The 24,913-nt window shown below is 66.1% G+C and carries 25 protein-coding genes and 1 pseudogene; all 26 read right to left on the bottom strand.

Going from position 1 to position 24,913, the window contains the following annotated elements:
• Positions 1-135 (bottom strand): annotated as a pseudogene (locus K7711_RS49390) (IS256 family transposase); the annotation flags it as partial.
• Between the two features lie 51 nt (positions 136-186).
• Positions 187-1,044, bottom strand: coding sequence for a DUF4913 domain-containing protein (locus K7711_RS36480; protein WP_222975585.1), 858 nt, complete (start codon positions 1,042-1,044; stop codon positions 187-189).
• On the bottom strand, positions 1,041-2,891 hold the full coding sequence (locus K7711_RS36485; protein ID WP_222975587.1) for a type IV secretory system conjugative DNA transfer family protein: 1,851 nt from the start codon (positions 2,889-2,891) through the stop codon (positions 1,041-1,043). Before K7711_RS36485 ends, K7711_RS36480 begins: the two co-directional genes overlap by 4 nt.
• Positions 2,891-4,090, bottom strand: a complete 1,200-nt coding sequence (locus K7711_RS36490) for a hypothetical protein (RefSeq protein ID WP_222975589.1) — start codon at positions 4,088-4,090, stop codon at positions 2,891-2,893. Before K7711_RS36490 ends, K7711_RS36485 begins: the two co-directional genes overlap by 1 nt.
• Positions 4,087-4,782 (bottom strand): hypothetical protein, encoded by a 696-nt coding sequence (locus K7711_RS36495; RefSeq protein ID WP_222975591.1) that lies wholly within the window; start codon positions 4,780-4,782, stop codon positions 4,087-4,089. The genes K7711_RS36490 and K7711_RS36495 overlap by 4 nt, the downstream gene beginning before the upstream one ends.
• A gap of 400 nt (positions 4,783-5,182) precedes the next feature.
• Complete coding sequence (locus K7711_RS36500) at positions 5,183-6,121, bottom strand: hypothetical protein (RefSeq protein ID WP_222975593.1); 939 nt, start codon at positions 6,119-6,121, stop codon at positions 5,183-5,185.
• 62 nt (positions 6,122-6,183) lie between these two features.
• Entirely contained in the window at positions 6,184-7,155 is a 972-nt protein-coding gene (locus K7711_RS36505) for a hypothetical protein (RefSeq protein ID WP_222975595.1), read from the bottom strand.
• Positions 7,156-7,201: 46 nt separating this feature from the next.
• Positions 7,202-8,092 (bottom strand): hypothetical protein, encoded by an 891-nt coding sequence (locus K7711_RS36510; protein WP_222975597.1) that lies wholly within the window; start codon positions 8,090-8,092, stop codon positions 7,202-7,204.
• Between the two features lie 204 nt (positions 8,093-8,296).
• Positions 8,297-9,190 carry a hypothetical protein gene (locus K7711_RS36515; protein ID WP_222975599.1) on the bottom strand — a complete coding sequence of 298 codons (894 nt, stop codon included), beginning with the start codon at positions 9,188-9,190 and terminating at the stop codon, positions 8,297-8,299.
• A 79-nt stretch (positions 9,191-9,269) separates the two neighbouring features.
• Positions 9,270-10,223: a hypothetical protein gene (locus tag K7711_RS36520; RefSeq protein WP_222975601.1), complete on the bottom strand. Its 954-nt coding sequence runs from the start codon at positions 10,221-10,223 to the stop codon at positions 9,270-9,272.
• A complete protein-coding gene (locus tag K7711_RS36525; RefSeq protein WP_222975603.1) occupies positions 10,220-11,122 on the bottom strand; it encodes a hypothetical protein in 903 nt (300 codons plus the stop codon). Before K7711_RS36525 ends, K7711_RS36520 begins: the two co-directional genes overlap by 4 nt.
• Before the next feature lie 67 nt (positions 11,123-11,189).
• Complete coding sequence (locus tag K7711_RS36530; protein ID WP_222975605.1) at positions 11,190-12,065, bottom strand: hypothetical protein; 876 nt, start codon at positions 12,063-12,065, stop codon at positions 11,190-11,192.
• 62 nt (positions 12,066-12,127) lie between these two features.
• On the bottom strand, positions 12,128-12,670 hold the full coding sequence (locus tag K7711_RS36535) for a hypothetical protein (RefSeq protein ID WP_222975607.1): 543 nt from the start codon (positions 12,668-12,670) through the stop codon (positions 12,128-12,130).
• The gene (locus K7711_RS36540; protein WP_222975609.1) at positions 12,667-13,056 is read right to left on the bottom strand and encodes a hypothetical protein; all 390 of its coding nucleotides are present in this window, start codon (positions 13,054-13,056) and stop codon (positions 12,667-12,669) included. The genes K7711_RS36535 and K7711_RS36540 overlap by 4 nt, the downstream gene beginning before the upstream one ends.
• 299 nt (positions 13,057-13,355) lie before the next feature.
• Entirely contained in the window at positions 13,356-14,492 is a 1,137-nt protein-coding gene (locus K7711_RS36545) for a C40 family peptidase (RefSeq protein WP_308015115.1), read from the bottom strand.
• 226 nt (positions 14,493-14,718) lie between these two features.
• The gene (locus K7711_RS36550) at positions 14,719-15,636 is read right to left on the bottom strand and encodes a hypothetical protein (RefSeq protein ID WP_222975611.1); all 918 of its coding nucleotides are present in this window, start codon (positions 15,634-15,636) and stop codon (positions 14,719-14,721) included.
• 362 nt (positions 15,637-15,998) lie between these two features.
• Positions 15,999-17,735 carry a putative type IV secretion/conjugal transfer ATPase gene (locus tag K7711_RS36555; RefSeq protein WP_222975613.1) on the bottom strand — a complete coding sequence of 579 codons (1,737 nt, stop codon included), beginning with the start codon at positions 17,733-17,735 and terminating at the stop codon, positions 15,999-16,001.
• Entirely contained in the window at positions 17,732-19,204 is a 1,473-nt protein-coding gene (locus K7711_RS36560) for an SCO6880 family protein (protein ID WP_222975615.1), read from the bottom strand. Before K7711_RS36560 ends, K7711_RS36555 begins: the two co-directional genes overlap by 4 nt.
• Entirely contained in the window at positions 19,201-20,637 is a 1,437-nt protein-coding gene (locus K7711_RS36565) for a TrbL/VirB6 family protein (RefSeq protein WP_222975617.1), read from the bottom strand. The genes K7711_RS36560 and K7711_RS36565 overlap by 4 nt, the downstream gene beginning before the upstream one ends.
• The gene (locus tag K7711_RS36570) at positions 20,634-21,425 is read right to left on the bottom strand and encodes a DUF8175 domain-containg protein (protein ID WP_222975619.1); all 792 of its coding nucleotides are present in this window, start codon (positions 21,423-21,425) and stop codon (positions 20,634-20,636) included. Before K7711_RS36570 ends, K7711_RS36565 begins: the two co-directional genes overlap by 4 nt.
• A gap of 11 nt (positions 21,426-21,436) precedes the next feature.
• A complete protein-coding gene (locus K7711_RS36575; RefSeq protein WP_222975620.1) occupies positions 21,437-22,078 on the bottom strand; it encodes a DUF8175 domain-containg protein in 642 nt (213 codons plus the stop codon).
• Positions 22,079-22,098: 20 nt separating this feature from the next.
• Complete coding sequence (locus K7711_RS36580) at positions 22,099-22,332, bottom strand: hypothetical protein (protein WP_222975622.1); 234 nt, start codon at positions 22,330-22,332, stop codon at positions 22,099-22,101.
• Positions 22,329-23,171 (bottom strand): alpha/beta fold hydrolase, encoded by an 843-nt coding sequence (locus K7711_RS36585; protein WP_222975625.1) that lies wholly within the window; start codon positions 23,169-23,171, stop codon positions 22,329-22,331. The genes K7711_RS36580 and K7711_RS36585 overlap by 4 nt, the downstream gene beginning before the upstream one ends.
• Before the next feature lie 94 nt (positions 23,172-23,265).
• Positions 23,266-23,556: a hypothetical protein gene (locus K7711_RS36590; protein WP_222975627.1), complete on the bottom strand. Its 291-nt coding sequence runs from the start codon at positions 23,554-23,556 to the stop codon at positions 23,266-23,268.
• Positions 23,553-24,209 carry a hypothetical protein gene (locus tag K7711_RS36595; protein WP_222975629.1) on the bottom strand — a complete coding sequence of 219 codons (657 nt, stop codon included), beginning with the start codon at positions 24,207-24,209 and terminating at the stop codon, positions 23,553-23,555. The genes K7711_RS36590 and K7711_RS36595 overlap by 4 nt, the downstream gene beginning before the upstream one ends.
• Before the next feature lie 2 nt (positions 24,210-24,211).
• A complete protein-coding gene (locus K7711_RS36600; protein ID WP_222975631.1) occupies positions 24,212-24,913 on the bottom strand; it encodes a DUF8176 domain-containing protein in 702 nt (233 codons plus the stop codon).

The raw sequence follows: 24,913 nt of genomic DNA on the forward strand, positions 1-24,913 counted from the left end.
TTTGAGCAGCCCGTCCGGCCCGGTCAGGGACAAACCCTGTTCCTTGGCCATCCGGACCAGCTCCTGAGCGGCCAACGTCTCCGCGGAAGCCTCGACCGGCTTCTTCTTCCTCGTCACCGCATCAAGTGTCGTCATGGTGGCACCTTCCCGCCGAACTTCGTTCAGCGAATCAGGCCGGAACCACCGTTAGCTACACAGTCCCGCGGGCCGCAGGAACCGGAAGTCCGGGCCGAACCCCAGTTCTTCAATCGGCGTAGTGGTGCCGAGCAGACCGAACCAGTTGGGTGGCACTGTGCTGGTGGGTAGGCCGGGATGTGGGACGTGGCGGTCGGGTGTGCATCTGTGGAGTGGGCCGTTGGCGGCGTCGAGGATGTATCGCATGTGGGGATCGACGTGGCTGACGATCAGGGTGGACATGGCGGTTCTGTCGTCTGCGGTTCGGGCGGCTTCGAAGACCGCATGCAACGCAGCGAACCGCAGGGCCACGCCGTGGTGTGCCCACCATTGACGGCACCAGGTGTATTGGCCTTCGCGGCCGTTGCCCGAGATCCGTACGGCCGTTATCGGCAGCAGCCATTGTTCGACGAACTCGCTGTAGTGCGCGAATCGTGGCTGAAGCCGGGTACCGGTCGCCGGTTTGAGCGGTGGGCCGAACCATCGCAGCGGTACCGGGTCGTACGGGAGTGACAGCAGGGCAACATGTTTCGATCGGCTGCACCTGTGGAGCGGGCCGTTGGCGGCATCAAGGATGACGCGGCAGTGCGCGTCGACGTGGGACAACAAGTAGGTGGAGACCGCGCTGCCGCTGCGGCTACGGCGGGTGGCTTCGAACGCGCTGTGTAAGTGGGCGATTCGGACCGCAACGGGGCGGTGGCGCCACCAGTGGGTGCACCAGGTCATGGTTTGTTCGCGGTTGGCCTCGGCCAGGCGCACGTTGATCAGCGGTAGCAGCCATTGTTCGGCGAAAGTGACGAAGTCGGGGTATTTGGGTGGGATGGGTGCTTGTTTGGGGTTTCCAGTGTTCGCCGCTGCTGGCGTGTTCATAGTTCGATTCCTGTGGCACCGGTGGTGTTGCTAGCGGGTTTCGTCGGGGTGGGTTGCTGATTGTTGAAGCGTTCGAGGCTGCTGTTGACGATCGGCGCGAGGTCGGGGTTGTCCCACCAGAAGCGCTTGCGGACCAGGACCGGTTCGTGGCCTGGGAGCCGAATCAGGGCGCGGTTCTTGGGCAGTGCGACGAGTTTGGCTACGTTGAGGATGGGCTCGGCTCGCCATGATGTGGTGCGTTGGATGCCGCCGGGACTGATGGAGCGGGATTGGTCGGCGACGTCGTGTTCATCGATCGAGCGGGTCCATTCTTCGAGGTAGCTGACGGTGGCTATGTTGCCGCCGTAGATTTCGATGGATTGGGCGCGCATGGTGCGCAGTCCGCTTGCGCCCCAGAGGTCTTCGCCTTGTTCGAGAACTTGCAGGATCGTCATCAGGATGACCCCGCAGCTGGCGCAATAGGTGTAGTAGCTGGGTAACTCGCCGATTCGCGCACAGTTGGCGGCCTCGTCCAGCACCGCGAGCAACGGGACCGCAAGGCGTCCACCGCGGCGGGAGCGAGCGATCGCCAGGGCTGCTTCCAGTATCTGCCCGACCAGCGCTGCGGTCAGCGCCGCGGCCGAATCGGGCCCGGTCATCGATAAGGCGTATAGAGTGTCGCTACTCATCACGAATTCCGTAGGAACGAATTCGGGGAGCTGGTGAGTCGACGTTTCGTGCGCAATCTCGGTGACGACCCCGTCCGTGCCCTCGTAGACGGTGAATCGCTTGCGCGAAGGCGGGGTCACCATCTGCGCATATCCCTCGTCGGATAACGTGTTCAAGAATCGACGTGCCATGTCGTACAGACCGTCGCGTTGTCGGCTGTAGAGCGACTGCGCGTCCAGGATTCGGCGGGCAGCCACGTCGCGGTTGTGGCCGCGCAGGATCAGGGCTGGGGTGGCGTCCTGATCGGCCGAGAGCCATTCGGCCACGTGCAGCAGGTCCCCGTCGACACAGGCGGCGGCGAACATGTGCAAGGCCAGCAATTCCTGTGCCCCGCCGTCGAAATAGGAATCGACTTTGGCGCTGGCTTTCTCGCTCGCAGATCCCGAGGCCGCGGAAACGAAGAAGGCAGCGAGTTTGCGTGCCGCAGGCAAGCTGGGTACCTGGGCCAGGAGATTCACCCAGAAGCCGCATTCGGGTTTGCCGGTGACTGCTTGCAGGTCGCAGGTCCATACTCGGCCGCGTTGCTCGCGACCGAACACGGTGTGCTGCACCAGATCCGGCTTGTTGCTGGTAGCCAAGACCGGCCCCCAAGCGGACAGGACTGCTGGAATCGCCCAGGCCATCGTTTTGCCGGTGCGCTGGCCAGCGGCGATCACCACGGCTTGCTCGGCCGGCACGAACAGATCGATGCCGCCGATCACGGTGGTGCCCAAGGGTGGTCCAGGCATCGCCCGCACCTGCGCGGGAGCATCTCTGAGTAACCGCTGGGCCGCTACGAGATTGTCTTGGCGGCGGGCCAGGGTGATCGCGCGCGGGTGCGTCATCGTGCGGGCGGCGGTATCGATGCCGGTGGGCCGGGGCCAGCGTCGGATTACCCAGGATGCGAGCACCGCGGCGGCCGCACTGAGGACAACGCTGAACAGTGTTGACTGCCAAGGCCACTGGTGCCGTCCCAGCATCACTTCGAGCAGTGCAGCCACGGGGTTGGCGACTACTGGCAGTCCCGCCCACCAACTGCCCAGGCTCAACACTGCCCAAATCAGCAGCACTACTGCGACAGCGACCAGGAACAACAGCAGCAGCCAGGTCTCCTCCCCTAGCCCGCCGGTGCTGCGGCGGCGGGTCTGCCTGCGAGCCATCACGATTGCTCCGGGTCGGCCCCGGCCCTGGTGACAGGTTCCGGCCCTGTCACCGATGCGGTCGTCGGGCTCCAGCGCACGTCCTGCCCATCGACCAGCGCCGCGTCGACGGCCTCCGCGATCCCTGTTCCGCCACTCGGGTCACTCTCTGCATCAACGATTTCCGTGGCGGTGCGGTCTGGAGCGCGCAGATCGTGCAATCGGGCAGGTGTGGCGCTCGGCGCATCGGATCGGTCGCCGCGATCGTCTCGCCCGTACATGCCGTGGGTGCCACGCAGGTAGGCGTTGGTCACGCTCTCGGGACTCGCGCCGGTGCCCAGCGCGTCGGCACGGGCCGAACGCAACGCTGCCTGCAGGCGTTCGAGGTCTTCGATTCGTTCACTGTCGGAGGCAGGGTCGCCGGTGAACCCTTCGGCGGTGTGCGTGTGCGCGGCGGCCAGGTCCTGCACTTGGCGTGTGAGAAGCTGTTGCACAGCTGTCCATCGCGCCTGGTGGGGGCCGGGATCGTGAACCGCGTCGTCGCGATGCTCGGGCGGGAGCAGCATGGCACGTTGCCCGGCTCGGGTGGCGTATTCCTCGGCGAGCAGCACGTCGTCGGTCATGGCGATCACCTGGTCGACCTCATGGACGCTGATCAGTCCTGTCGCGTCACGGGGAGCGCCGAGAGTCCGGTCTACGGCGCTGCGCCGGTCCGGTGCGGTGACATCACCGGGGGTGGGTTGGACCGTTGTGTCGGTGGTAACCGCTGATTCCAGCTGCAGTCCGGGCTGCGGACGGTGGCCATCCGGCGCCGATCCGGTGGTCATGTCGTGCCCGTGGCCGGTGATCTCCCGGGCCTGGTGCCAGTTCCGCCACAGCAGCGAGTCGGCTGCCAGCTCCCCGGTGGCACGGGCTTGCACCAACTGGCCGGCGATCACACGGGCACGGTCGGGCTGGGTGTTCCACAGCTCGGTGGTGACCAGCAGGTCCACCCACATGGTCCGCCAGTGCGAGTCGTCGTGATTGCCCCATTGGCCATCGAGCGCGTCGGCCCATTCGGTGAATTGCGCTGCCTGCTCGTTGGTTTCGCAATGAGGCGCGATTGTGCGCAGCAGGTGGTGATGAGCGAATCCGGCTCTCAGGTCGCGTTCGGTGAGGTCAGCGATGTCGCGGTAGTAGTCGGGATCGGTGATCCCCGCGCGGTGCTGCGGCCAGCTCATTGCTCGGCCTCCGGTCCCGTGGCGCTGGTGGGCTCGCCTGGCTCCGGCGGTGGCGGTTGCACGGGCCACTCGCCTGGGTCGGTTCCCGAGAGCGCGGCGTCGATGGACTCGGCAGTGCGTGGGCCGTCGTCGGTGCTCGGTGTGGGCGTAGGTTCGAGCGCGTCGAGCAGGTTTGCGGTCCACAGGGCCGTGTTGGCCTGGCGGAGTGCGCTGGGCCAGTCCGGGGCCGGGTGTAGGTTGCGGCGGGTGTTGCCGGTTGCCCAGTCGTGGTCGACGACCTCGTTGAGTAGGTCGCGGATGGTGTTTTCGGAGTGGGCGAGATCTTCGTGGAGTTCGGCGATGGTGATGTGCGCCGTGTTCAAGCGCGTCGCGAGGTCCTCGGCGCGTTCGGCAGCTTCGTAGAGTTCGCGGCTGAGTTGTTCGAGACGGCCGAGCCTCTGGTGGGCAGGTTGGATGTGCCACGGAGTGCCGGAGCTGCCAAGTTCTTCGGCCGCGGCGATGTCGGTGGCGGGGATGTGTGCGTTTTCGGCGGCGCGGCGTGCTTGGTGCACGTCGCTGGCGATGCCGTTGGGGAACATCGCCCACTGCCAGTGAGGGTCCGCGGTATCCAGGTTGTGCTCAACCGCGTCCTGCATCCACAACGCCCGCATAAAAGCCGCGTTTTGCACGCGGCGCAGCAGCTCGGCGTGCACCGCGTCGGTGTCGCGTGGACCGTATCGGGCGGCGATCGCCCCGTTCCGCAACTCGAAGGGGACATCTCGGAGCAGGGGATGCGCTGGGAGCAGCGCCTCGTTCGGGTCGGTCGCTGAGGCCTCCGGGTCGACCGGCGTGTGTGACGTGCGCTCCTGTGTGTAATCGTTTGCGCCGGTCGATGGTTCGGATTGGGGGTCGGAGATGTTGTCGGACATCTGTTCCGCCTTCGGTGCTCGAAGCGGGCCGCACCTTCGTCCGAGACGCCGGTGCGGATGTGGGATGTCCCTCGCATATGAGAAGTGGTGCGCTGGGCGCGGCGGCGTGCGTCACGCGCCGCCCGTGAGCTGAGTTATGCTGCTGTACAGCTATTTTCGATTCGCGCGAAAGTGGGAGCCCGGCTCAGGGTTCGGGCCCGGCGTCGTACTCGCGTGGGGCCGGCCCGGCATGGTCGAGGTTTGGGTCCGGATTCCAAGGCCGGGCAGCCCCGCCGGGCAGCATGGTGTCGATGGCCGAGACGATCGGGCCGCTTGTGGTGTCGGCGAATCTGGACTCAACGGCTCCGGCGCCCAGTGCGGTGATAGCGTGATCGATCAGCATTCGCGGTGGTTCCGGCAGTGCGCTGTACGTGTTCTTATGCGCTGCAGGGATATTCGAGGTCGCGGTGTCGACATAGGGTGGAACCGCGGGGTCGGCGATCGCAGTGACCTCACGTCGCCAGGTGTGTTCCAGGGCCAGGTCGTCGAGGGTGTCCACGCTCACGTGAGCCAGCGCGCGCCAGCGCTGGGTGGTCTGCGCACCCCACAGTTCTGCACTTTCTGCGGGGGTGAGGTGTGCGTGCGCGGCCAACAGCGCGATGCGGGCGTGGACCAGATTCATGGTGTGTTCGGCTGCATTATTCGCGCTGGGATCCCGTCCGAAAAGTCCACCGCCCAGCCGGATTTCACGAGCCGCAGTCAGTAATACCAGTCTCTCCAGGTGCCACCAGTCCACACTCAGCATGTCCAGCAGAAAGGCGCGATCGGTGTCCATGCCTGCGAGTTGCTCCGGGCCGCCCAAACGCTCGGGTGGCGGCGGGGGTCCTGCGGTGGCTCCGAAGCGGGCCTGGGTGATCTGCGCCCACGGTACGCCCGCTGACACGGCGACTTCTTCGGTGCGTTCACGCTGTGCGGTCAAAGCGTCCAGGTCCGCCTGCCACTGTTCACGGGCGTCGGTCTCAGTGCCGTCATAGCCGAGGTATCCAGCGTGGACGACGCGGGTGTGCTGTGCGGTCAGTTGCGCGATGCGTTGCAGGAGCGCGGCATGCCACTGCGCGCTCGGGTCTGGTTGCAGTTCGGTCATCGGCGGTCCTATCTTCTGACATTCGTTGTCGAGCACAGTGATTGGGCTCGACATTGGGGGGGTCACGGTTCCGGGTCCACTGCCGCATTGCCCCGCAGGGATCCGGGGTCAACGGGGCCGGTGTCCTCGCATTCGGGCTCGGGTTCCCATGCGCGCGTTGCCGGGTTGTCAGGCAGGGCGTCGGTGATCGCGGTGTGGATCGCCGAGGTGCCCGGCGGCTGGTGCTCGATCACGGTGTGCAGGGCGTGGTGAGCGCGGGAGACGAACACGCTCGGTGGCGGCGGGAGCTGTTCGGTTTCTGCGTGCGGGCCGCTGATGGCGATTCCGAGCATGTGGTGGCGCAGGTCGTTCAGGGAGATCTCCACCTGCTGTCCGAGCTCTGGTGAGGCGTACCGCTGCCACACTGCCTCTACGTCGGTGGGAGCGAAGCGTAGAACTTGCGCGAGATGGTGGGTCCAGTCCTTGTCGCTGACGCTCCACAGACGCGCGCGTTCGTGGCCGGTCAAGCCTGCGGATTGGGCGATGCGACCGGCCCGGATCCATATCTCGAACATGTTGCGGTCGAACCGCCTCGAGTCAACGTTCTCGCTGTCAGCGGAGTTGCCCTGTTCATCAACAGAATTGCGGATTGCGTGGTGCTGGCGGGCGGCCGCGAGTGCGGCCATGTCGATCAGGTGCCGGATGTCTGCGGCGATCTGGGTGATCGCGCCGCGCCTGCCGGAGGTCACCGGGTTGGGGAGCAGTTGATCGGCGTGCCATTGGTGGCCCTGTTCGCCGAGCCTGCGCACCCGCGCGATCCATGTATCCGGAGCGCCGGCTATCCGGGCGGCGATTTCGGCGCAGGCGCGGTGTTGGTCGATCTGGCTCTGCTGGCCGACGGTGCGGGTCATTGCCGAGTAGTCCACGTCGCTGTGGTTCAACTGGTGGGTCAGTTCTGCTCCGACTGCGGCCAGGTGTTGGATCTCGCGCAGCAGGCTCGCCTGTTCCGGCGGGACCTGTGCGGCGCGAGTCACCGACACGTCCGGCCCGGTCATCGCCGGATCCTCGCGAAGCTGCTTCGTTGGGGCGACCCTTGGGAGTTCATGGTTCGATCTCTGGTTCGGGTGCTCCTGTGGTGGGCTCGGAGGTACCAGAAGGCTCCGGGCCAGGGTTCCAACCGCGAGCAGTGTCTTCGGGCAGGACTGCGGACACGGCGTCGGCAGCACTGCCGGGAGCGGGCGGTGTTCGGATGACCGGGCGTACGTGTGCGGCAGCGCGTAAAACCCTCATGATCAGTGTCGGTGAGCTAGGCACGACTCGGTCCGATGATGTTGTAGCCGAGAGGTTTTCCAGCGTCGAGGTCACCAGTCCTGCGTCGGCCTCAATGGTGGTCTGCGCGTATTCGTCCCAGGCCCAACTCAATGCTTGGTCTCGTTCGGGTCCCAGAAATGGCGTCAGGTAGTGCAGCCGCTGTTCGAGGGTGGGGTTCCACAGCGAGTTCCACTGCGCCTGGCTGGGTGTCACCAGGTCACCGATCGCCGCGACCTGGGTTGATACCGCAGTCATGTTCCGGATGAATTGTGTGGTGCCGCTCGCGTCGACCTGATCATGACGGTCGGGGTCGGCCAATTGGTGCAGCCGGGCGGCTGCGACCGCGGCCATGTTGTGCAGTTGGCCGGCTTCGCCGATCAGCTCGGCAGTGAGGTTGAAGCGCAGGGTGTGTGCCGGGTCGGTCGGTCCGGTGTCGGGCCAGGAAAGCTCGCGGTGCCCGGCCAGCCAGGCCATCGCGATGACAGGTGGTCGCACGCCCAGTTGCCGGGCTTGTTGCTGGGCTGCAACACATTTGGTGTCGATCCGCTGCCGGTCCGCCCGCCAGCGCGCGACGGTCGCGGCGGACCACTGTTGATCGGCAAGGCTTTGGCGGATTTCGTTGCTTGCTCCGGCCAGGGCGTGTATCCGCTGCAATACTTGTGTCTGCTGGTCAGGATGCACACCTCTCACCTCCTACGTGGGTGCCTGTCGGTATGCCCTGAGCCCGGTTCTCCACTGGAGCGCCTAGCTTGTCGGCCGGTATTCCACTTCGTCCGGGGCAGACCGGCGTTGCTCGGGCACCGATCGAACGCTCGGGTTGCCAATCAGGAGAAGAATCACCGAAACCGCAGTGGCGGTTCAGTTTCCGCGGCTCAGTCGCGGCCATCATGGTTCGGTTCCGCCAACGTGTTCGGCAGTGGTGCTTGGTGGCGGCACAGCCGGGGCAGTGTCGCTCGTTGTCCAGTCGTAGGTTCCGTCTGGAGGCAACGTGACCTCGATCGCCGACTCGATCTGCGGCGGGTGCGCAGTGTTGCCTGGTGGCGTAGCCGCGTGCGCAGCCTGGGACAGCATGACGGTCCAGTGCGGTATCGGTATGGCCCCGCATCGATCTGGTGAGTCGCTCAGGGGTGATTCGTCGGATCGAGCTCCCTCGGCGATGCTGGGCTCGGCATACGCGCGCCAGCGTCGGTCCAAGACCTCGTCGTCATAGCTATATGCGGCAACGACCAGGATCGTGCGCCAATGCTGCACATCGGTCGCCCACATCCCCTCGTATTCGCCAGGGGTCAGGCCGATTTCAGCGGAGACTGTGCGGGCGTGCCGCCACAGCGCGGCCATGTTGCGTTCGAATTGTGCGCGGTCGGCGAGTTCGGAAACTTCGTCGATGCCCTTGTGCGAGTGGCGTTCTCTGCGGTCGACGTCGATAGCTGTCATATGTTGCAGGTGCCATACATCGCGGGCGACGGTGTCGATCGCGAACTCCCGTGGGTCGCGTGGCTGCCGGGTGATGCGCTGACCCCGGTGCCCGCGCCCGCGGGCTCGTTCGATTCGCGCTCGTCCGATACCTATTGCGCTGGCTTGGGTTTCGATCTCGTGCGAGGCGTCGCTCAGCACTTGTAGGTGGGTGCGCCACGAGCGCACCTGTTGGTCGCTGGTGCCGGGGTAGGGCTCAGGGCCTGTGCGCAGCACCAGGCGCCGATCTGCGGCCAGGTTCTGGATGCTCTCGAGCAGACGTTTCTGCCAGTCGGGCCGTCCCTGCGGCGGCAAAGTTTCAGGCATGGTGGGTTTCCTGTTCTGTTGGCGGCGAACGAAGTTCACGCGCCGGATTCGGGTCGGACCGGAGCAGACCGTCGAGGTGTTATGGCTCGGCCACTGGGATTGCGGCGGGTGCGGTGGGAGTGTCAGCCGTGTGCGCTGGTGTCTCCGTGTCGTGCAGATCGGTGCCGGGGCCCGTGGTCTGGTGCAGGGCCGAGTTGATCGCCGCGCCGATGGCGGCCCCCGAGCCAGTGTTCGGTTCGGCGAGGTGTTCGACCGGTTCGCGGATACTGGCCAGCGCGGTGGCCAGTTGATCGGTCATCGTGGTCAATGGCGGCAGTGCCGCATCGTCGGAATCGGTCGCGATCCCTGCCGCCCGCAGTAGCTCGACCTGGAGTCCGGCCGTCGGGGCCAGCGGGGCGGCATAGCGCCGCCATCGTCTCGCCAAGCGTTCGGGGTCCAGGGTGTGTGCTGCTTCAGCGGCGGTGTACAGCCATCGTGCGTTGTGGCCGGGCCATAGTCGGGCTCGCTCGTCGACGTCCAGGCCCACGAGTTGAGCTAGGCCGTTGATGTGTTCCCAGACCACGGCTGTGTTGTGCCGCATCTGCACCATCGTCTGGGTGGGCTCGCGCAGCGAGGCGTGGTCTCGGTAGGCGACGTGCACCGCGGTCATGTCCCGCAGGCCGCGGGCCTGTGTGGTGAGGTTCGCCATGAGCCGATCTCGGTCGACCGGTTCAGCGTTCGGCCATCGTGGCCTGTTCCATTGCTCGCCGAGTTCGCCTGCGCGGCGCGCGTATTCGATCCATCGGTCCGGGATGCCACCGGCGTGGGCCAGGCTTGCCAGGTGCTGTCCGCGCTCACCGGTGGCGTCGAATTCGCGGTACCACTGGGCTGGGGCAATGTCCGCGTGGTATTCCCCGTGTTGGCGGATGCGCGTGAGGATCTGTGTGCCGGACAGCGCTGCGGCATGGATCTGACGCAGCATCCCCTGCTGGGCGCGGGTAGGTCCCCACCGCGTCGATTCCTCTGAGAAGCCTTGGGGTGTATAGCTGCTCATGGTTCGACCCCGGTGTCCGGAGTGCTGTCCGAGAACTCCGGGAGGGGGTCCGCGGCGCTGCGAAATACCGGTGTGGCGGCAGCCAGGTTCGTCGCGTCGATCGAGGCGGCGATCTGCGCCCCGTCCGTAGCACTGAAGGTCACATGCCGCTCAGGGCAAGGTCCCTGGCCCGGGTCTGCGGTGGGGTGGTGCAGCAAATGCCCGAGGCGCGCGACCATGTCCTTCACCATCGGCGCCGGGTTCTTGGCTGTGGCCACTCCGATCCCGGCATCCTCCAGACCGGAGACCTGCAGGGCGGCTTCCCGGGTGTCGAGGCGAGCGTGTTCTCGCCACCGGCCCAGCAGCGTGTCCTGGCTCAGGCCCCGAACTGCGGTGGCCGCTGCTGTCCACTGGTCCTGTCGACCCCACAACTGCTCGGCTTCGGCGGCCGTGACGCCCAGGACGTGCGCGATCGCGGCGACCCGCCGTCCCAGGGTATTGAGGTTCCGGGCGAACAGCTGCGAAGTTCCAGCCTCGACGCGGGCGCCCCGGTGACCGTAGGCGGCCGCGACGACGGCGATGTCCTGCACGTGCCGCATATCGCTGTGCAGGTCGGCGAGCAGGCGTGCACGGTTGATGGGTTCGTGTTCGCGCCAATGGATGTCGGGCCGCCAGGCCATGCCCAGTTGCCCGCGGTGGTGGGTCTGCGCAATCCACTCCTGTGGCACTCCCCCGGCGATCGCGGCGATCCTGAGTTGCTCGCATCGGTGCACCGACCGCTCGTGGGCAATGCGGCGGGCTTCGTCGGGCCCGCTCTCACCGGGGCGCACGACAGCGCTGTTGGCCAGTTTTCCGGCCTCCATCGCCTGCGTGGTCACCGCACGCAGGACACGCTGCTGCACACGATTCGGTTCGTTCACCGCACTCGCCCCCTGCTGCAACCGAATTCGAGCCTGTCGCGCTCTTGGCTCGGCGTGGCCCCTGCGATCACGGCTCGGGTCCCGTCTCTGGTCCGGTACCAGCTGTCGGCGCCGGAACATCGAGGGGAAGCTCCCCCAGCACCGGTTCGGTGCCGGGGGGCCAGATGGCGTCGATCACCTCCCCCGGCTGTGGATCGGCCGGAGTTTCCTGGGCATTGGAATCGAGTGCCTCGTGCAGGTATTGATCGCCGACCATCGCCCTCACAAATTCGCTGGCTAAACCTGCCATCGACTCGAAAACCTCTGACGGCCAAACAGATTCATCTAGTCCGTCGTCGGCCGTGGCATCGATGATCGTCGAAGGCAAGTCCCCGGTGTCCTGCGCGAACCGCTCGTCGTAGGCCTCGACGAACAGGGAATGCTCGGCGGACAGGTCCGCTGTGCTGTGCGCACCTGCCCACGCCGCCATCGAAATCGCCGCAGAGGAGGTGTCGCGGTCGTACTCGCTCAGCGTCTCGGTGAATCCCAGCGCCCGCCTGCGACTCTCGATGAGCAGTTTCTTGTACTCCACTTCCAGGCTGTGCAGATGCCGCGCATGCGCCGCGCGAGCGTCGTATCCCCCGATCTGTCGTTCGTGGATCGCATCCTGGCGGTTGCGTTCGGCCCGGAACGACTGCACCCGAAACCCGTGCAACTGGGTGCGGCGGGTGGCTTCGGTTTGATCGTTGGTCAGCCTGCCTTGTTTGATCTGCACCTCCACGTCGTGCAACTCCGCCGCTTGCGAGGCCCGATCGCCATACCCCTGCTGCTGTAAGTCGTGGATGGTGTCTTTGCGTTGTTGCTCCAAGACTTGAACGGCTTGCCGGGTCTGATGTTCAGCGACCGATCGGGATTCAGCGCCGCGGCGTTGCAGCAGATTCATCGTCATTGCCGCGGTCTGCATGGACTGAATGAACCCGGTCCGGATCGCCTGCCCGCCTTCCTCGACGGGATCCCCACCGCTTGTCATGTCCTCACCTCCAACGCTGTGATCCGCCACGCCCCGGCAGCGCTGTCGCGCTGAGCACGGACGTAGGTGGGGAACTCGATCGCTGGGCTCGCATCGCTGGGTTGCTGAGTGACCTGCAGGACCCGAGCCGCGTTGACCGCGGTGTCCGGGGGATGATCGTCCGCGCCCACGCGCACCGTTGCCACGATCGCGATCCCGCCTTCGGCCCAGTGCTGCCACACCCTGGCGGTGATCGGGGGCAGCACTGTCGCGGCGGGTTCGGCGTGGCTCGCGAAGTTCGGGTCCATCAACGCCTCGGCCTGCCGGAACGCCGCCCGCTCATCGCCCTGTTCGGCAGGGCGATAGCTGAATACGGTCCGCAGGCCCGCAATCATCACCGCTTCGGCCGAGCAGGCATCGACCCGATCGAACGGTGCGGCGAATCCGGCCGCACACCGTCCACCCGTTTCCGGAGTCGCGTCCTGGGGCTGACCACACGCCGTCACGGGCGCCCCCAGCAGGCACGCCACCATCAGTCCCCGCCGCCAGTGCGGGGTCATCGCGTCTGTCCCGGGTATTCGATCAGGGTGGTGAGATCACTATTGCGCCAATGGGTTTGGCCGTCGGAGTGGCAGTAGCCGAGCGCGGGATTGTTCACGGCGTTCACGCCCACGTCCACGGTCAGCCCGCTGCCGATCGCGGCCCAGTCGAGGATCGGTGCGGTCACGGTGGCCGACCGGGCCAGGATCAATCGCACGGTCGCTGCCGTAACGCAGGATCGTTCACGGGCGCACCCGGCCAGCCATAGCGCCTGCCACGCGGTCAATTCCATGGCAATGGCCTCGGAGTCGATAACCAGGTGTGGGTGGAACGGCCCGTACCAGACCGGCACCCCGCCGACCCCGCACAGCGAAAACCGGCTGATGGTCGCCGCTGCCCACACCAACAGTCGCGGGCCCCGCGCCGCCGCAGCGGCTGCATACGCCCGCTCCCCCCAGAGACGATCGCTCTCAGGCGTTGACTCACCCGGTGATGTTGGTGCCGCAGAGGGCATATCGCTCCGGTCGGATTGGGGTACCTGCCCGGGATCGACGGCATTCGCCCTTGTCGCACAATGTTCTGCACGCACACTTCGTGCAGCCGATTGCAGTGCGAGTACCGGCACTGGTTCGAGGCCGGAGGCAACCCTGCGCACAGGAGGCCATCCAGCGTGCCAGGGGAAATAATGTCGTGGATAGTGTTGTCTCACAGTTGTTTTCCTTCTTGCTGGCTGGGCTCGATGGGCGGTGCCGGTGTTGAGCTGTAGCGGCGCACGTCCAGGCGGTCTGTACCGGCCACCGCCGCCAAGGAGGCGACCCGAACGTTCTTTCCCGTGGTCGGGGCATGCAGGACCAAGTCGTGGCCATCGGCGTCGCGGCCCAGATAGATCGCCACGTGATGCGAATCGCGCTCGCCGACGCTGGTGAAAAAGATCAAGTCGCCGGGCTGGCGCTGGCTGAACGGCACCGCCCGCCCTTGCGGGGCGTCCTGTTGGGATTGCGTGTAGTGCGGCAACCGGATTCGGCCACCCGAGGCTTGGAAAACCGCGTAGAGCGTCAGGCCCGAACAGTCGAAACCACCGCCGCTCGGGCCCGGGCCCGAAGTGTCCCCACCACCCCACACGTACGGAGTGCCGATCCACCGCTGGGCAGCCGCGATCGTCGCGGCCCCGAACGTGCCACCGTTCCCGCTCACCGGAGCACCCGATCCATCGCTCCCGCACCCGGTCAACAGTTGGCCAGGCGCGCTGGTCATCGTGGCCACGTTGATGTCCGCGAATTGCGCGTACAACCGGCGTGCCAGATCCAGTTGTCCGGAATAGACATCCGGGGCTGACCGCTCGACCGCCTGCGCCAAACCCGCCGAGGACTGCCGGTTGCGGTCGGCGACCTTGTCGGCCTGCTGATAGAACCACTTGATCTGATAAAGCGGGTTCATCAGTGACGCCATCCCCGCCCCACCCCAAACACTCGCGCGCATCTGGTGCGGACCGACCGAATCGTGGTCGTACCCGAGCCCGTCGTTCGCGTAGCCCAACGATGCGGGAACCGCCGGGTTGGCCAGATTTCTGAGCGTGCTCTCCGTGGCCTGCGCAGCAAGTTCGGCGATGATCACCCACGAGGGCTCCCCGTGCTGTTTCCCCACCGCGACTCCGTCGCGCGCGAGCCGCAGCTGAGACTCGCTCAGCCCCGCCACCGACGCCGCGACCGGTCCCTCCGCTCCATTGTCCTGCGGTGCGCCAGCACACGACTGACCTTGATCCGCACTGATCACCGCCACGCACAGCAGCAGCAGAACCGTGCTGAAAACGGTCAGCGCAGCAATGACTCTCGTTCCGGCCACTACTCACCTGCCGGTCCCCCTGCCGCCACTCGCACTCCACACTGGCTCAGACGGCCTCGTGTACGTGGGCACCGAGACAGGGATTGCAGCGGCTGGTCCGTCAGCCGCTGAACGGCGTACCTCAACGAATTTCTGTGCGAAAACCTTTGGCGCACTGAAAATTTCCCGAATGTCCTTGGGGATCTGACCGCTTGGCGTGTCCGTAGCGTCGGCTGCCGCGCTGTCGTCATAGGTCATGTCCGGCTCCTGCGCCTGGTTCGGGCGGTCGAATTGCCGGTGCGGGTTCCCAGACCGTCACTGGTGCCTCCCGGGTGCCCTCGGCGGCTGCAGAGAGGTTCGAATCGTGCTGTTGCCCAGCTAGTTCGGTGATCGCACGGGTCGCGCACCCAATGAGAGCCTGCGGGATAGGAGGTGCTGCGCCGCGCTCCGCGACCACCGTCGGGTCAAGGTTGGCGAATTCGCGGCTGCGGGCTGCGGCATGTTCGATGCCGGCCCAGGCGTAGGCGCGCCACCGTTCCTGTAGATCAGAATCCAGGTAACCGCGTACGGTCACCGCCGCCAGCCTCAGCCAGCCCGCCTCGTCGCGACCCCACAGCTCGGTGCGCTCCTCATCCCGCACACCGATGGCTCCGGCGGTGTCATTCACCCGGTTCCAGAGCGCGTGCATGTTCCGGTCGAACTGCCGTGCGTCGCTCTCGGTTGAATCTAGTTCGCGCAGAAGGTGATCAGCGCTGAGGACCGCCATGTGTTCGAGCCGCCAGATATCGTTGGCGATCCGTTCCACGAGATATTTCCGAGCAAGGTCCTCGCCAGGAGCATTCGTGGCAGATGAACTCGCGTCGCGTTCCCACCCGACGCCGTGTGCCCCCGCTTCCGATGCTCGATAGATGACGTCGGTCGGGACCCCGACGCCCAGAGCCTGTTCCACAAGGTCCTCGCGTTCGACCTCGAGCGTCCGCAGTTGCGCACGCCAGATCAGCACGGGGACGTCCCCCTGGCCGTCATCGAGCTCGTAGCGGGGATACGCCTGATCGAGAACGCGCACGTGCGCCGCGGAAATATCGTGAATACGCTCCAGTAAGCGCACTTTCCAGCTAGGAAGGGAACTGCTGAGCGCATTGGAATCCGGAGGCTGTTCAGCCATGATGGATGCCCTTTCACAGATATGAGCGATGGGAAATTCAGAGGTCGATCACCCTGAGAAGTCGAAATTTGGCAATATCGAGTCCGCCCACTCATTCCGGCAGAACGTGGGTGATCGATAATTCGATTGTCATGTAGCAGTTTTCGGTTCACCCGGTGGGTGATAGACGTTTACCTCGGGTCGTATGGTGGCCGATCTACCAAGAGACGCAGGGTCATTCGCGCGCTAGCGGCCACTTCCGTGGCGGTGGGTCGTTCCCTGTCTGGGCGGTTTCACCGGCTCGATGCCCACGGACAGAGCTAAAGCGCTTCCGACATGGCGTGGGACAAACGGTGTTCGAATAGATTGCGAGGTAGGTCAATTCAATCATTGGAACTTCCAGGGCGGCTCGATAGGTCAGGTTCGGTCAGATGGTCGAAGCGGCGATTGGTGTTGTGGATGTCCGCTGCGCGTTCGGCAGGGGTGAAGCTCATGCGAAAGGGGATGCCGGGTTCGGCCGCTTCTCCGGTCTTCAGTAGGAAACAGCCTGTGCCGGGCGGGGTTTCGCGTACCGAGCGCTGATCGTCCGTGTGATCATCAGTGGGTGGACGTGGGGCGGCCCAGGAGGTAACAAGCAGTTTTTCGGTCTCGGTGATCGATACCGCCGAGCGGAGCCGGTCGATCTCCTCGGGCCCCACTGGTCCGATTACTTTTGCGCGGGACCGTTCGAACAGCCCTAGCGCTTTGGCTTGCGCGGCGCGGGAGTCGAACCCGGACAAGTCCTTGAGAGTGTGGCTGCACATGATCAGCCCAGTCCCCAGCGGCCGATGCAACCGGGAGAGGCTGTCGATTCGGTCGACCATGAATTCACCCGCGCCCAATACCCGCCAGATCTCGTCCATCACGACATGGAATGTGCGTGGCGGCGCGAGCCCGGTGTCGGACAGGGCGTGGGCGGCGGCTACGGAGCCGAATCCCTCGTGCCAGCACACCATCAGCACTGCGGCCAGGAGCTTGCTGTCGCCTTCGGGGACTTTAGACACGTCCAGGCACACCGCGGGAGCGCTCAGGTCGAGGGTGGTTCCGGTGTGGCGGTCGAAGATTTCTCCCCAAGGCCCTTCCACCAAGGCCCGTAGAGATCGGCGCAGCATTTTGGTGCTGTCCCTGTAGGAGTGGTCGTCGTCTTCTTCTGCCGCGTGCCGCAGCCGATCGGTTCCGGTGGAGATCACCGCGAGCAGGTCCGACAGCAGTGGCGGGCACTGAGGCGTGAATCCTGCTGTAGGACTGTAAAGTTCACGCAGCCCGGCCACGAGCAATGTTTCTTCGTAGTCCGCGACCCGCGCGCCGCGAACCAGCTCGATCAGCCCCGAGACGATATTCACCTGGCTGGCTTCGATCCGTGCGGCAACCTGGCGACGCTGGTCGGGATCGGTGAGCTGCTCCACGATCGCGCCCAGCGCGCCGACTGCGAGAGGGTTGATGCCGTGCCCGTAACCCAGGTCGATGACCTGTCCGCCGAGGTGTTGCACCAGCTCTCGATAGTCGGGTTTGGTGTCGCCCATGCACAGGGTCACCGACCCGGACGCCACCGCGCCGGTCACCAGTCGCCGGATCAGGGAGGACTTCCCGAATCCGTTGAGTGCCAACACGAACAGGCTCGGCGCGGTGATGTAGCCGCGCACGAACCAGGTCATCGGGTCGAAGTGCACCGGCGCGCCGGTGACGTAGTGGGTGCCGACCGGCACCCCAGCGGTGGGGGCGGTTGCGCCGACCGTCCACGGCCATAGTCCGGCGACTTCCACTGTGGTGGCGCGCCATTCGGGTGTTGCTGGAACCACGCGGGCGCAGCCGCCGCCGACTCCGGTGTAGCCGCGGTCGGTCAGTCGGGCGAGTGATCGCACGAATCCGTCGTGGCTGGAGTCCTGGGCGCGGCGCATGGCGGTGGCGCGTCGGTGATCGTCGCTGGAGAGCAGCAGTCGTGCTCGCGCGCCGCGTAGTCCACCCCGCGCGACGCGTTGTTCGGTCAGCGCGCGGGCATCGTCAGTCAGGATCCGGATCCCTTCGAGACGAATGAATTTCGTGACTTTGGTTTTCTGTGGCCGGGTGTCGTTGGTGGTCATGCGGTCACCCGCTTGGAGACGGAGGTGTGTTCGGGCAGGATGAGCCCGATGCCCAGGGAGCCTGCGAAGCTCGCAGCCTGAGCGGCGTAGCAGCGTCGGATGCCCAGCCGTGAGGAGGCAGCCATATCCTTGACTGCTGCTTCGATGCCGGGCAGGTCCGCATCCAGTGGGGCGGTCGCGGTGATCAGGGCGCCGAAGCGGGCCAGTCCCGCGCCGCGGACCTGTTCCATACGGGTCGCGCGGGTGTTGTCCACGCGGATCGAGGCTGCGGCCGAGGCGATCCCGCGTTCGGTTTGCTCGGCAGCCAGCGCGTCGCGGTAGTCGCTGTCGACCAGATCGCTGGCCTCGGCGGCCGAGTGCAGCCGGTACACGATCGCGATGCGTTTGCGCGGCACGTCCGCGCGTGGGAGCAGCAACTCCTCGAGCCCGGTCTCGTAGACCGCGCCGCGTGGGGCGAGGTCCATTTCCCAGGTGATCGAGCGGGCCCCGTCGTGGAGGTAGTGGTCCCATCGGTCTTCGTGGGCAAGCGGGCCTGCGGTGTCCCACGATTGGGTCGTGGTGATCTCCCGTCCCGCAGTTTCCACATCGCGTTGCGAGGCCAGGTCGTAGCGGCTGCGGACCAGCCCGATCACTTCCCACGCTTCGAGCGGAGTGGCCGGCAGCCCGGCGCGCGCAAGTTGCGAAAGCACGCCTTGCAGTCGTCGCCCGATCTCGCGGGCCTGCTCGGCCGGATCGCGACGGCTGCGTCCCTGCCCGAACGCGGTGTAGGTGATCGCGATTCGTGCTTCCACGCGCACACCGACCCCGCCGATGTCCGCGGCGGCCTGATGCATCACCGTCCGCGCCCATTCGGGGGATTCGGCGCGGACCAGCCGCGCGACTTCACGCTGTTGTCTGAGGTGGGTTTCCACGACGGTTTCCAGTACGGAGGTCACCGCGACGACTTCGCCGCCGCGCGACTGGTTCGCCAGAAAGTCCCCGTATCCGGCGACCCAGGAATCGATCTGAGATTGGTCGACGAGTTCTTTGCCCCGCGGCAGTATCCGTAGGATGACCGTGTAGTGGTCGGTACGGCGCACGTGGACCAGGGCGAACCGTTTTCCGCCCGCTGTTTCATATTCGATCAGCCGTGAATTGGCCAGTAAGCCAGGCAGTTTCGCTATCCCGGGGATCGCGGAAAATCGGCCCGCTCGGTACAGGTCCTCCCCACGTGCCCGAGCCAGAGCGAACTGGGCCCGCAGTACCGCGATCTCCCATCCGCTGCGGCCGCCGATCGTGATGGCCAACGGCATGAAAACTACAGCAGCGCAACCGATCACCACTGCGGTCGCCCGGAGGGACCGGGTGATCAGGAATGTGAGCATGACGATCACGATCAGAGCGAGCCCGACCATCGACACGCCCCATGTCAAGCCGAAGAACCCGGCCGAGCGAGGGCGTTCCCACCGCCCGTACGTCCGCGTGGTCATCGCCGCACCTCCATCGGGCCCGGAGCGTCTGGGTCCATCCCGGCCTCCCCGGTATCACGTGTCTGGGATTGCGCTGCCGCACTGAATTGCTGCGCGCCGTGTCCAACTGCCTGTGCACCGGCCATTACCGGTCCTGCCGCGCCTGCACCAGCCGCCCCGCCCTCGTGTCCCACAGTCCGGGCTCCGTCTGCACCTGCCGAACTCGGTGCACCCGAACTGCGGCCCGCTGCGCTGGCGCCACCACCGTCACCGGTGCCTGCAGTGTCGTTTCCTCCTGACATCCGACGTCCTCCACCGGAGTTGCCGCCGTCCGGCGAAGGGGAGCTGGGCGGTGGTGAGGCTCCGCCGCCACCGCCGATGCCGTCGTTCTCACCGATGTTGCGGGCCTGCGCCCCACCGTCCCCTCCTCCGGCTCGGCCCATTGCCAGCCCGAGCGCGCCACCGGCGAGTGTCGCTGCGGCCCCGCTGCCTCCGCCGAGGGATGCCACAGCCGGAGCGATCAGCCGCATCAGTGCCGGCAGCACCAGCGCGACTGTCAGCAGCAGGATCAAGGCCAGCAGGAGCATCTGTGGATCCCGCTGCTGCGGCCCGGCTGCCGCGCCGCCTGTACTGAACGCAATCGCGTAACACAACGCGCCCACCGGTTTCCACAACAGAAACGCCAGCGACCAGCCCAGCATCCGCTTGTACGCTTGGCCTCCCGGCCCGGTCCCGGCCGCGGCGGCGGCGATCGGCAACGCCGCCACCACGACGATCAGGAACGCTTGCCGGACCACGAGCATGACCAGCTGCACGAGCATGCTGATGAGCCCGAGCAGGCCAACGACCAACAGCACACCGGTCCCCAAACCCAGGTTTCCCGCCCCCTTGGTCAGCATCTCGGCGAACTGGTTCGCGTCCCCGCGGCTGGCGTCGAAGATCACCCAGCTGGAGAAGGCGTCACCTGCCCGCGTGCCGATCGTGACGACCGAGGCGAAGGTCATGGACGCGAAGACCGCACGAGCGAAGACCAGGAAGCTTTCCTGCGCTTCCCCAGCGAGACCACCGCGTTTGGCCAGGGCCAGGCGCGCCGCGGCGAACATGATCCCCGCAGTCAGTAGCACCACCTGCAACTGCCCGGTGTAGCTCTGAATCGCTGTCAGGACCGGACCGGGTTCACCACTGGCCGAAGCCAGTTCGGGCGAAGGCAAGTTGGTCCACCAGGACAGATCCCATCGCAACACCGAACCCAGTCCATCGATCAGGCTCTGGACGAACTTGTCGAATTCCGACCCGATGGCATCCCCCGCAGCATTCAAACCGAGTTGACCTCCCGCACAAACCGTGTTGTACGGCGGCGGTAGCAAGCAACTGGTGTCCGGTGCGGGATTCTGGTTGTGCCACAGGCCCGGTCGAGCCGCCGCCATCAGAGCAGCAGGGATATCGAGGGTCATGAGATGCCCTTCCATTGCCCGAAATCGGTGATGGTTGCCACGGGCAGTGCCGGTTGCCAGAGGGTGTCGATGTCGGCGGGGACCTGTACACGCCAATCGTTGTCGTGCCAGGTCATCGACCAAGAGCTGGAGACCCATCCATCGCGTGCAGCCACCGCGATCTGCACGACCGCGAACTCGGGTCGGTAGCTGTTCAGGATCCGGATCCCATCGGGGACGATCAGATACTGAGCTGCGTCGGGAGTCTGGGCGCGGTTGCGGGCGAACCGATCGATCAGGGCTTGCCCGCCGCCGAGGTAACGTTCGCGAATCACGTTCTGCCAGATGCCTTCTGGTGCGGCCACGGCGCGGGCGATCGCGTCGCAAGCAGCCAACCCCGCACCTTGTGGGGTGTGGGCGAATCCGGATGCGACGCCATCGCGGATTCGTTCGGGTCCGTCGCTGCGCGAGACCGGCAGCGCCGCCCCGCGCCAGCCGCGCTGCCATTCCAGTCCCGCGGGCGGCGCGCTCAGATATCCCGGACTGCGGGGATCGGGACGGGCTGCGGGGTTCTGGGGCAATGCCTGACCGGTGTCGCTGCCGGTGAGCTCCAGGAGATTTCCGTTGAGGTCGACACCCGGGACCTCGGCCGTATTGCCGGGCCGCGATGCCGGGGTGGTCTCGGTTCCCTCCGAGGTGGCGGGAGCGGTCGAGGAGTGCTCGTGATGACTCACCGCGAGCGCGATCGATGCCAGGAGCACCAGCACGATGGCGGCAATTGCGATGATCGGGTGGCGTTGAATACTCATAGCCAGGCTCCTCACGGCAGAGCTAACGCGATCATGTCGGCCGGGGGTGCGGGCACCGCGATCACCGTCGGGGCCGACGGCGTGGCTGGTAGCAGGAGTTTCCAATCGCCGTTCTGCCACATGACGATCGCGGTGTTACAGGTCAAAGACGCATCGGGTTCGCGGGTGTAGATCGCGATCGTGGCGCGCTCGGGTGTGTAGGTGCGCACGCAGTAGCCGGCAAGTTCGGGTGCGATGGCCGCCGGGCCGGTGATCGAGATCTGGGCACGGGCCAGGGCCCACGCGTCGCGGCCCGGTCCTGGGGCGAGCATGTGCTGCCCTACCGCCGCGAACTGGTCGTCGGTGGCCACCGACATACGCACGGTCGCGTGAATCGCCGCGAGCGCGGCCCCGACCGCGGAGTGGTCGAACCCGGTGGCGAGCGTGCCATCGTCACTGCGCGGCCCCTGGTCGGCGACGGGCAGGGTGATCCCTTGAAAGACAGTCGATCCCAGATGCGAAGGCCCCGCCTGTGGGTCGACCTGAGTGGTGGTGATGTGTGGAGGCTGCTGAGGCTGTGTGGGACCAGTGCATCCAGTGATCGCGGTCAGTCCCAACAGGGGGATCAATAGTGCCACCGCGTGCTGGGTGTGTGTTCGTTCAGGTGCGGACATGGTTTGTCTCCCTGAGGTTTTCACGATTCGGGTAACAGGTATTGGGCGAGTGCCGCGGCGCCGCCGAGCAGGGCGGCGGCGAGCATCGCCCCGCTCAGCCCTTCGATTGCTTCGTGTCGGTACCAGCGGATCGCGAGCTGGCTGCCCACCCAGATCGCTCGGGCGGTACACAGCGTCAGCACGGACCAGTCCAGCCAATCCAGGAGCGTGAGGAGCTCCTGCATCACTGCGGGAGGCAATGGTTTGGAGTTCACGGCTGATCCCATTCGGCCTCACGCGCACTGGGCGCACAGCCCGGGGCCCGTTGGTGAGCCCGATAGGCCACCTCCAGGGCCGCCAACACAGTCGCGGCAGCACGGTCCGGGTGGCTGTAGGCCGGGTCGTGCCCTACACCGGTGAGGACTTCGTAGTCGGCCCAGATCTTCTCGGCCAACTGCGCAGAGTGCGCGGGCGGCACGAGACGGTCGCGGTCACCGGCGAGGACCCACGACGGCACACTCCGCAGCTGCCCGGCACCTCGATCGGACAGGCTGCTCCCGCAGTATCCGGCCAGAATGGCGCGGACTACTTCGCGGTCTGTAACCGGTGTGCCCGGTGGCCGGTTCTCGAGCGCCCTGGTCGAATCGTCGACGTTGTGGGGTATCGCTCGCGGGTCGAGGGTTTCGGGGATTTCGGCGCTGCCGTTGAAGTACACCAGCGCCGACAATGCCGCAGCCCGGTGCGGGTGTTGTTCGGCCCAGGTGTGGATCAGCACCGATGCGATCGAGTGGGTGACCAGCACAACCGAGCCCGAGGCGTGGGTGAGCACAGTGTCCACGTCTTGCACCAGCTGATCTCGATTGATCGCGTTCGAGGCGATCTCGGTCCAACTCGGTGTGCGCTGGTCGTATATGATCTGCCCGATACCGCCGTCCAGGCGCTGATGCAGACGGGTCGCCAACGGTGTCCAGTAACTTCCCGTGGCGAGCGGGCCGTGCACGTACACGACCGTCGCCGGCGCTGCGGGCGCACCCAAATATCTTGCGCGCAAGAAGGTTCCGTCGGTGGCGGTGATGGTCAGTTCGCGATCCAGGTGCATGAGAATGCCTTCCACAGGTGGAGCACATGAGGCTGCTCGTCCGAACCGCCCCGCGATCAGTGGTCGGAATGGCGACGAAACATGTTGAGGTGGTTGAGAATTCGGCCCGTTACGAGGGTTTCGCGGTGACGATCTCGTTCATGATGGTTCCAGCGGTCGTGGCAACGATTCCCCCGACCAGAGCACCCAGAATGATCTTGGGTGACTCGACGGCGCCGCCGTGCCAGCGTTCCCACCCGAATTTGCCGCCCGCGTAGATCAGTGCGGCGACTCCTGCCAAGGTGGTCAGCCAGGCCAGCCAGTTGACGATCTTCTCCAGCCCGGCCGATCCGGGCGGAGCTGTGGGACTGACGGGAATAATGATCAGGGGCATCAGGGTGTCGTGGATCGCGGAGATCATCGGTTCCTCCCGGTGGTCGGGGTGGTGACTCGGCTCGCGGCGATGCGGGCCGTGATCGCGGCTCCGGCGCGATGCACGTCGGGCGGGACCGCGGCGGTCAGATGTGCACGCCGCGGTGGAGGTGGATCGGCGGGGGTGTATCTCGCCAAATCGGTCAGTTCGCGCACGATCAGTTCCTCGTGCCAGGCGATCGAGAAGACGGCGTCCTCGTCGAGAAGTTCTGTGACAGTCCGGCGGAAACGGCGCACGGGCGCGGGGACGCGGCCGGGACGCGCAGCGACCAGAACCAGCGCAACGATGGTCACCCCGTCAGGGGTGAGGCTCGCGTGCCATTCGCGCAGCCGGTCCGCGGCCGCCGTCAGTCCGGGGATGCAGTCGCGGGCCGCAAGAACGACCAGTTGAGTGCTGCGTGGGGATCCTGGCCAGGCCAGGCCGGTGTCCGCAGCATGGGCCCACCAGCGCGCCAATGTGGAGGCGCCCGCTCCCCCGTGTGCTCCCAAGACCGCCAGCAGTGGCGGGTGCGGACCGGTGATCGGCAACGGTGTGTCGCGGACCGGGGCCAACCGGTCCTGGGCGGGTGCCTCGATGGTCGCCGGGTCCAGGCGGTCGTGGGGCGGCTCGCCGGTGGGGTCGATAGCTCTCAGCACGTGCATCGCTACTGCTTCGCCTGGATGTTGGTGATTACCAAGCCGGTAGCGGTAGCACGGGTGTTGACCAGTTGGAAGTAGTCCACCCGAGTGCGGTCCGGGTGCAACTCCACCAGATGTACCGCCGCAGTATTCGCGGCAACTGGAGTGATCGCGACACAGTGGCTGGTGCCCGACGGTATCGAGGCGATGCCCGCCGCGAGGCTCTGCAGCGCGATTCCGCTGTTGGGAGCCATCGTTCGCATTGCCGCATCAGCCGACCGCAAGTGGTAATAGTCGCTTTCGAACGTGGCGATCAGCCCGGCGATCGTGGTCGTGGAGCCGGCTTGGTCGGTCACTGTCCGTCCCGACAGTCCCGTGCACGCCGCCGGGACTGTTGCGGCAGTAGTCGCTGGAGTAGGGGCGACCGTGACGGGACGGGCGTCGTTGTGCGTGGCGGATAGTGCGTCCACGACCACACCGGTCAGCGTCATGATCGCCGCGCCGACGGCAATCCCGACAAGAACCGGACGTGAAAATCGCCGCCGGGATGGAGGTTTCGCCGGTGGGGTCGCCGCCGCGACAGGCTCATCGAGCCAGTCCCATCCGTGGTCGATGTCGACATTGGTGTCCGCAGAAACGTTGGCGCGCAAGGGAACTACCTCTGGAGTAGTGATCCAGCCCCAGCCGAGGTCGGCGTCGGTAGCCGGCGTGGTTGTCGTGCATGCCAC

This window comes from Nocardia coffeae (assembly GCF_019890715.1).
Lineage (GTDB): Bacteria > Actinomycetota > Actinomycetes > Mycobacteriales > Mycobacteriaceae > Nocardia > Nocardia jiangxiensis.

Coding starts and splice junctions, on each gene's coding strand:
- K7711_RS36515 (WP_222975599.1), bottom strand. CDS start 9,190: ATGCCTGAAACTTTGCCGCCGCAGGGACGGCCCGACTGGCAGAAACGT.
- K7711_RS36560 (WP_222975615.1), bottom strand. CDS start 19,204: ATGACCACGCGGACGTACGGGCGGTGGGAACGCCCTCGCTCGGCCGGG.
- K7711_RS36550 (WP_222975611.1), bottom strand. CDS start 15,636: ATGGCTGAACAGCCTCCGGATTCCAATGCGCTCAGCAGTTCCCTTCCT.
- K7711_RS36555 (WP_222975613.1), bottom strand. CDS start 17,735: ATGACCACCAACGACACCCGGCCACAGAAAACCAAAGTCACGAAATTC.
- K7711_RS36505 (WP_222975595.1), bottom strand. CDS start 7,155: ATGACCGGGCCGGACGTGTCGGTGACTCGCGCCGCACAGGTCCCGCCG.
- K7711_RS36535 (WP_222975607.1), bottom strand. CDS start 12,670: ATGACCCCGCACTGGCGGCGGGGACTGATGGTGGCGTGCCTGCTGGGG.
- K7711_RS36485 (WP_222975587.1), bottom strand. CDS start 2,891: ATGGCTCGCAGGCAGACCCGCCGCCGCAGCACCGGCGGGCTAGGGGAG.
- K7711_RS36500 (WP_222975593.1), bottom strand. CDS start 6,121: ATGACCGAACTGCAACCAGACCCGAGCGCGCAGTGGCATGCCGCGCTC.
- K7711_RS36490 (WP_222975589.1), bottom strand. CDS start 4,090: ATGAGCTGGCCGCAGCACCGCGCGGGGATCACCGATCCCGACTACTAC.
- K7711_RS36590 (WP_222975627.1), bottom strand. CDS start 23,556: ATGATCTCCGCGATCCACGACACCCTGATGCCCCTGATCATTATTCCC.
- K7711_RS36565 (WP_222975617.1), bottom strand. CDS start 20,637: ATGACCCTCGATATCCCTGCTGCTCTGATGGCGGCGGCTCGACCGGGC.
- K7711_RS36480 (WP_222975585.1), bottom strand. CDS start 1,044: ATGAACACGCCAGCAGCGGCGAACACTGGAAACCCCAAACAAGCACCC.
- K7711_RS36575 (WP_222975620.1), bottom strand. CDS start 22,078: ATGTCCGCACCTGAACGAACACACACCCAGCACGCGGTGGCACTATTG.
- K7711_RS36595 (WP_222975629.1), bottom strand. CDS start 24,209: ATGCACGTGCTGAGAGCTATCGACCCCACCGGCGAGCCGCCCCACGAC.
- K7711_RS36570 (WP_222975619.1), bottom strand. CDS start 21,425: ATGAGTATTCAACGCCACCCGATCATCGCAATTGCCGCCATCGTGCTG.
- K7711_RS36520 (WP_222975601.1), bottom strand. CDS start 10,223: ATGAGCAGCTATACACCCCAAGGCTTCTCAGAGGAATCGACGCGGTGG.
- K7711_RS36530 (WP_222975605.1), bottom strand. CDS start 12,065: ATGCAGACCGCGGCAATGACGATGAATCTGCTGCAACGCCGCGGCGCT.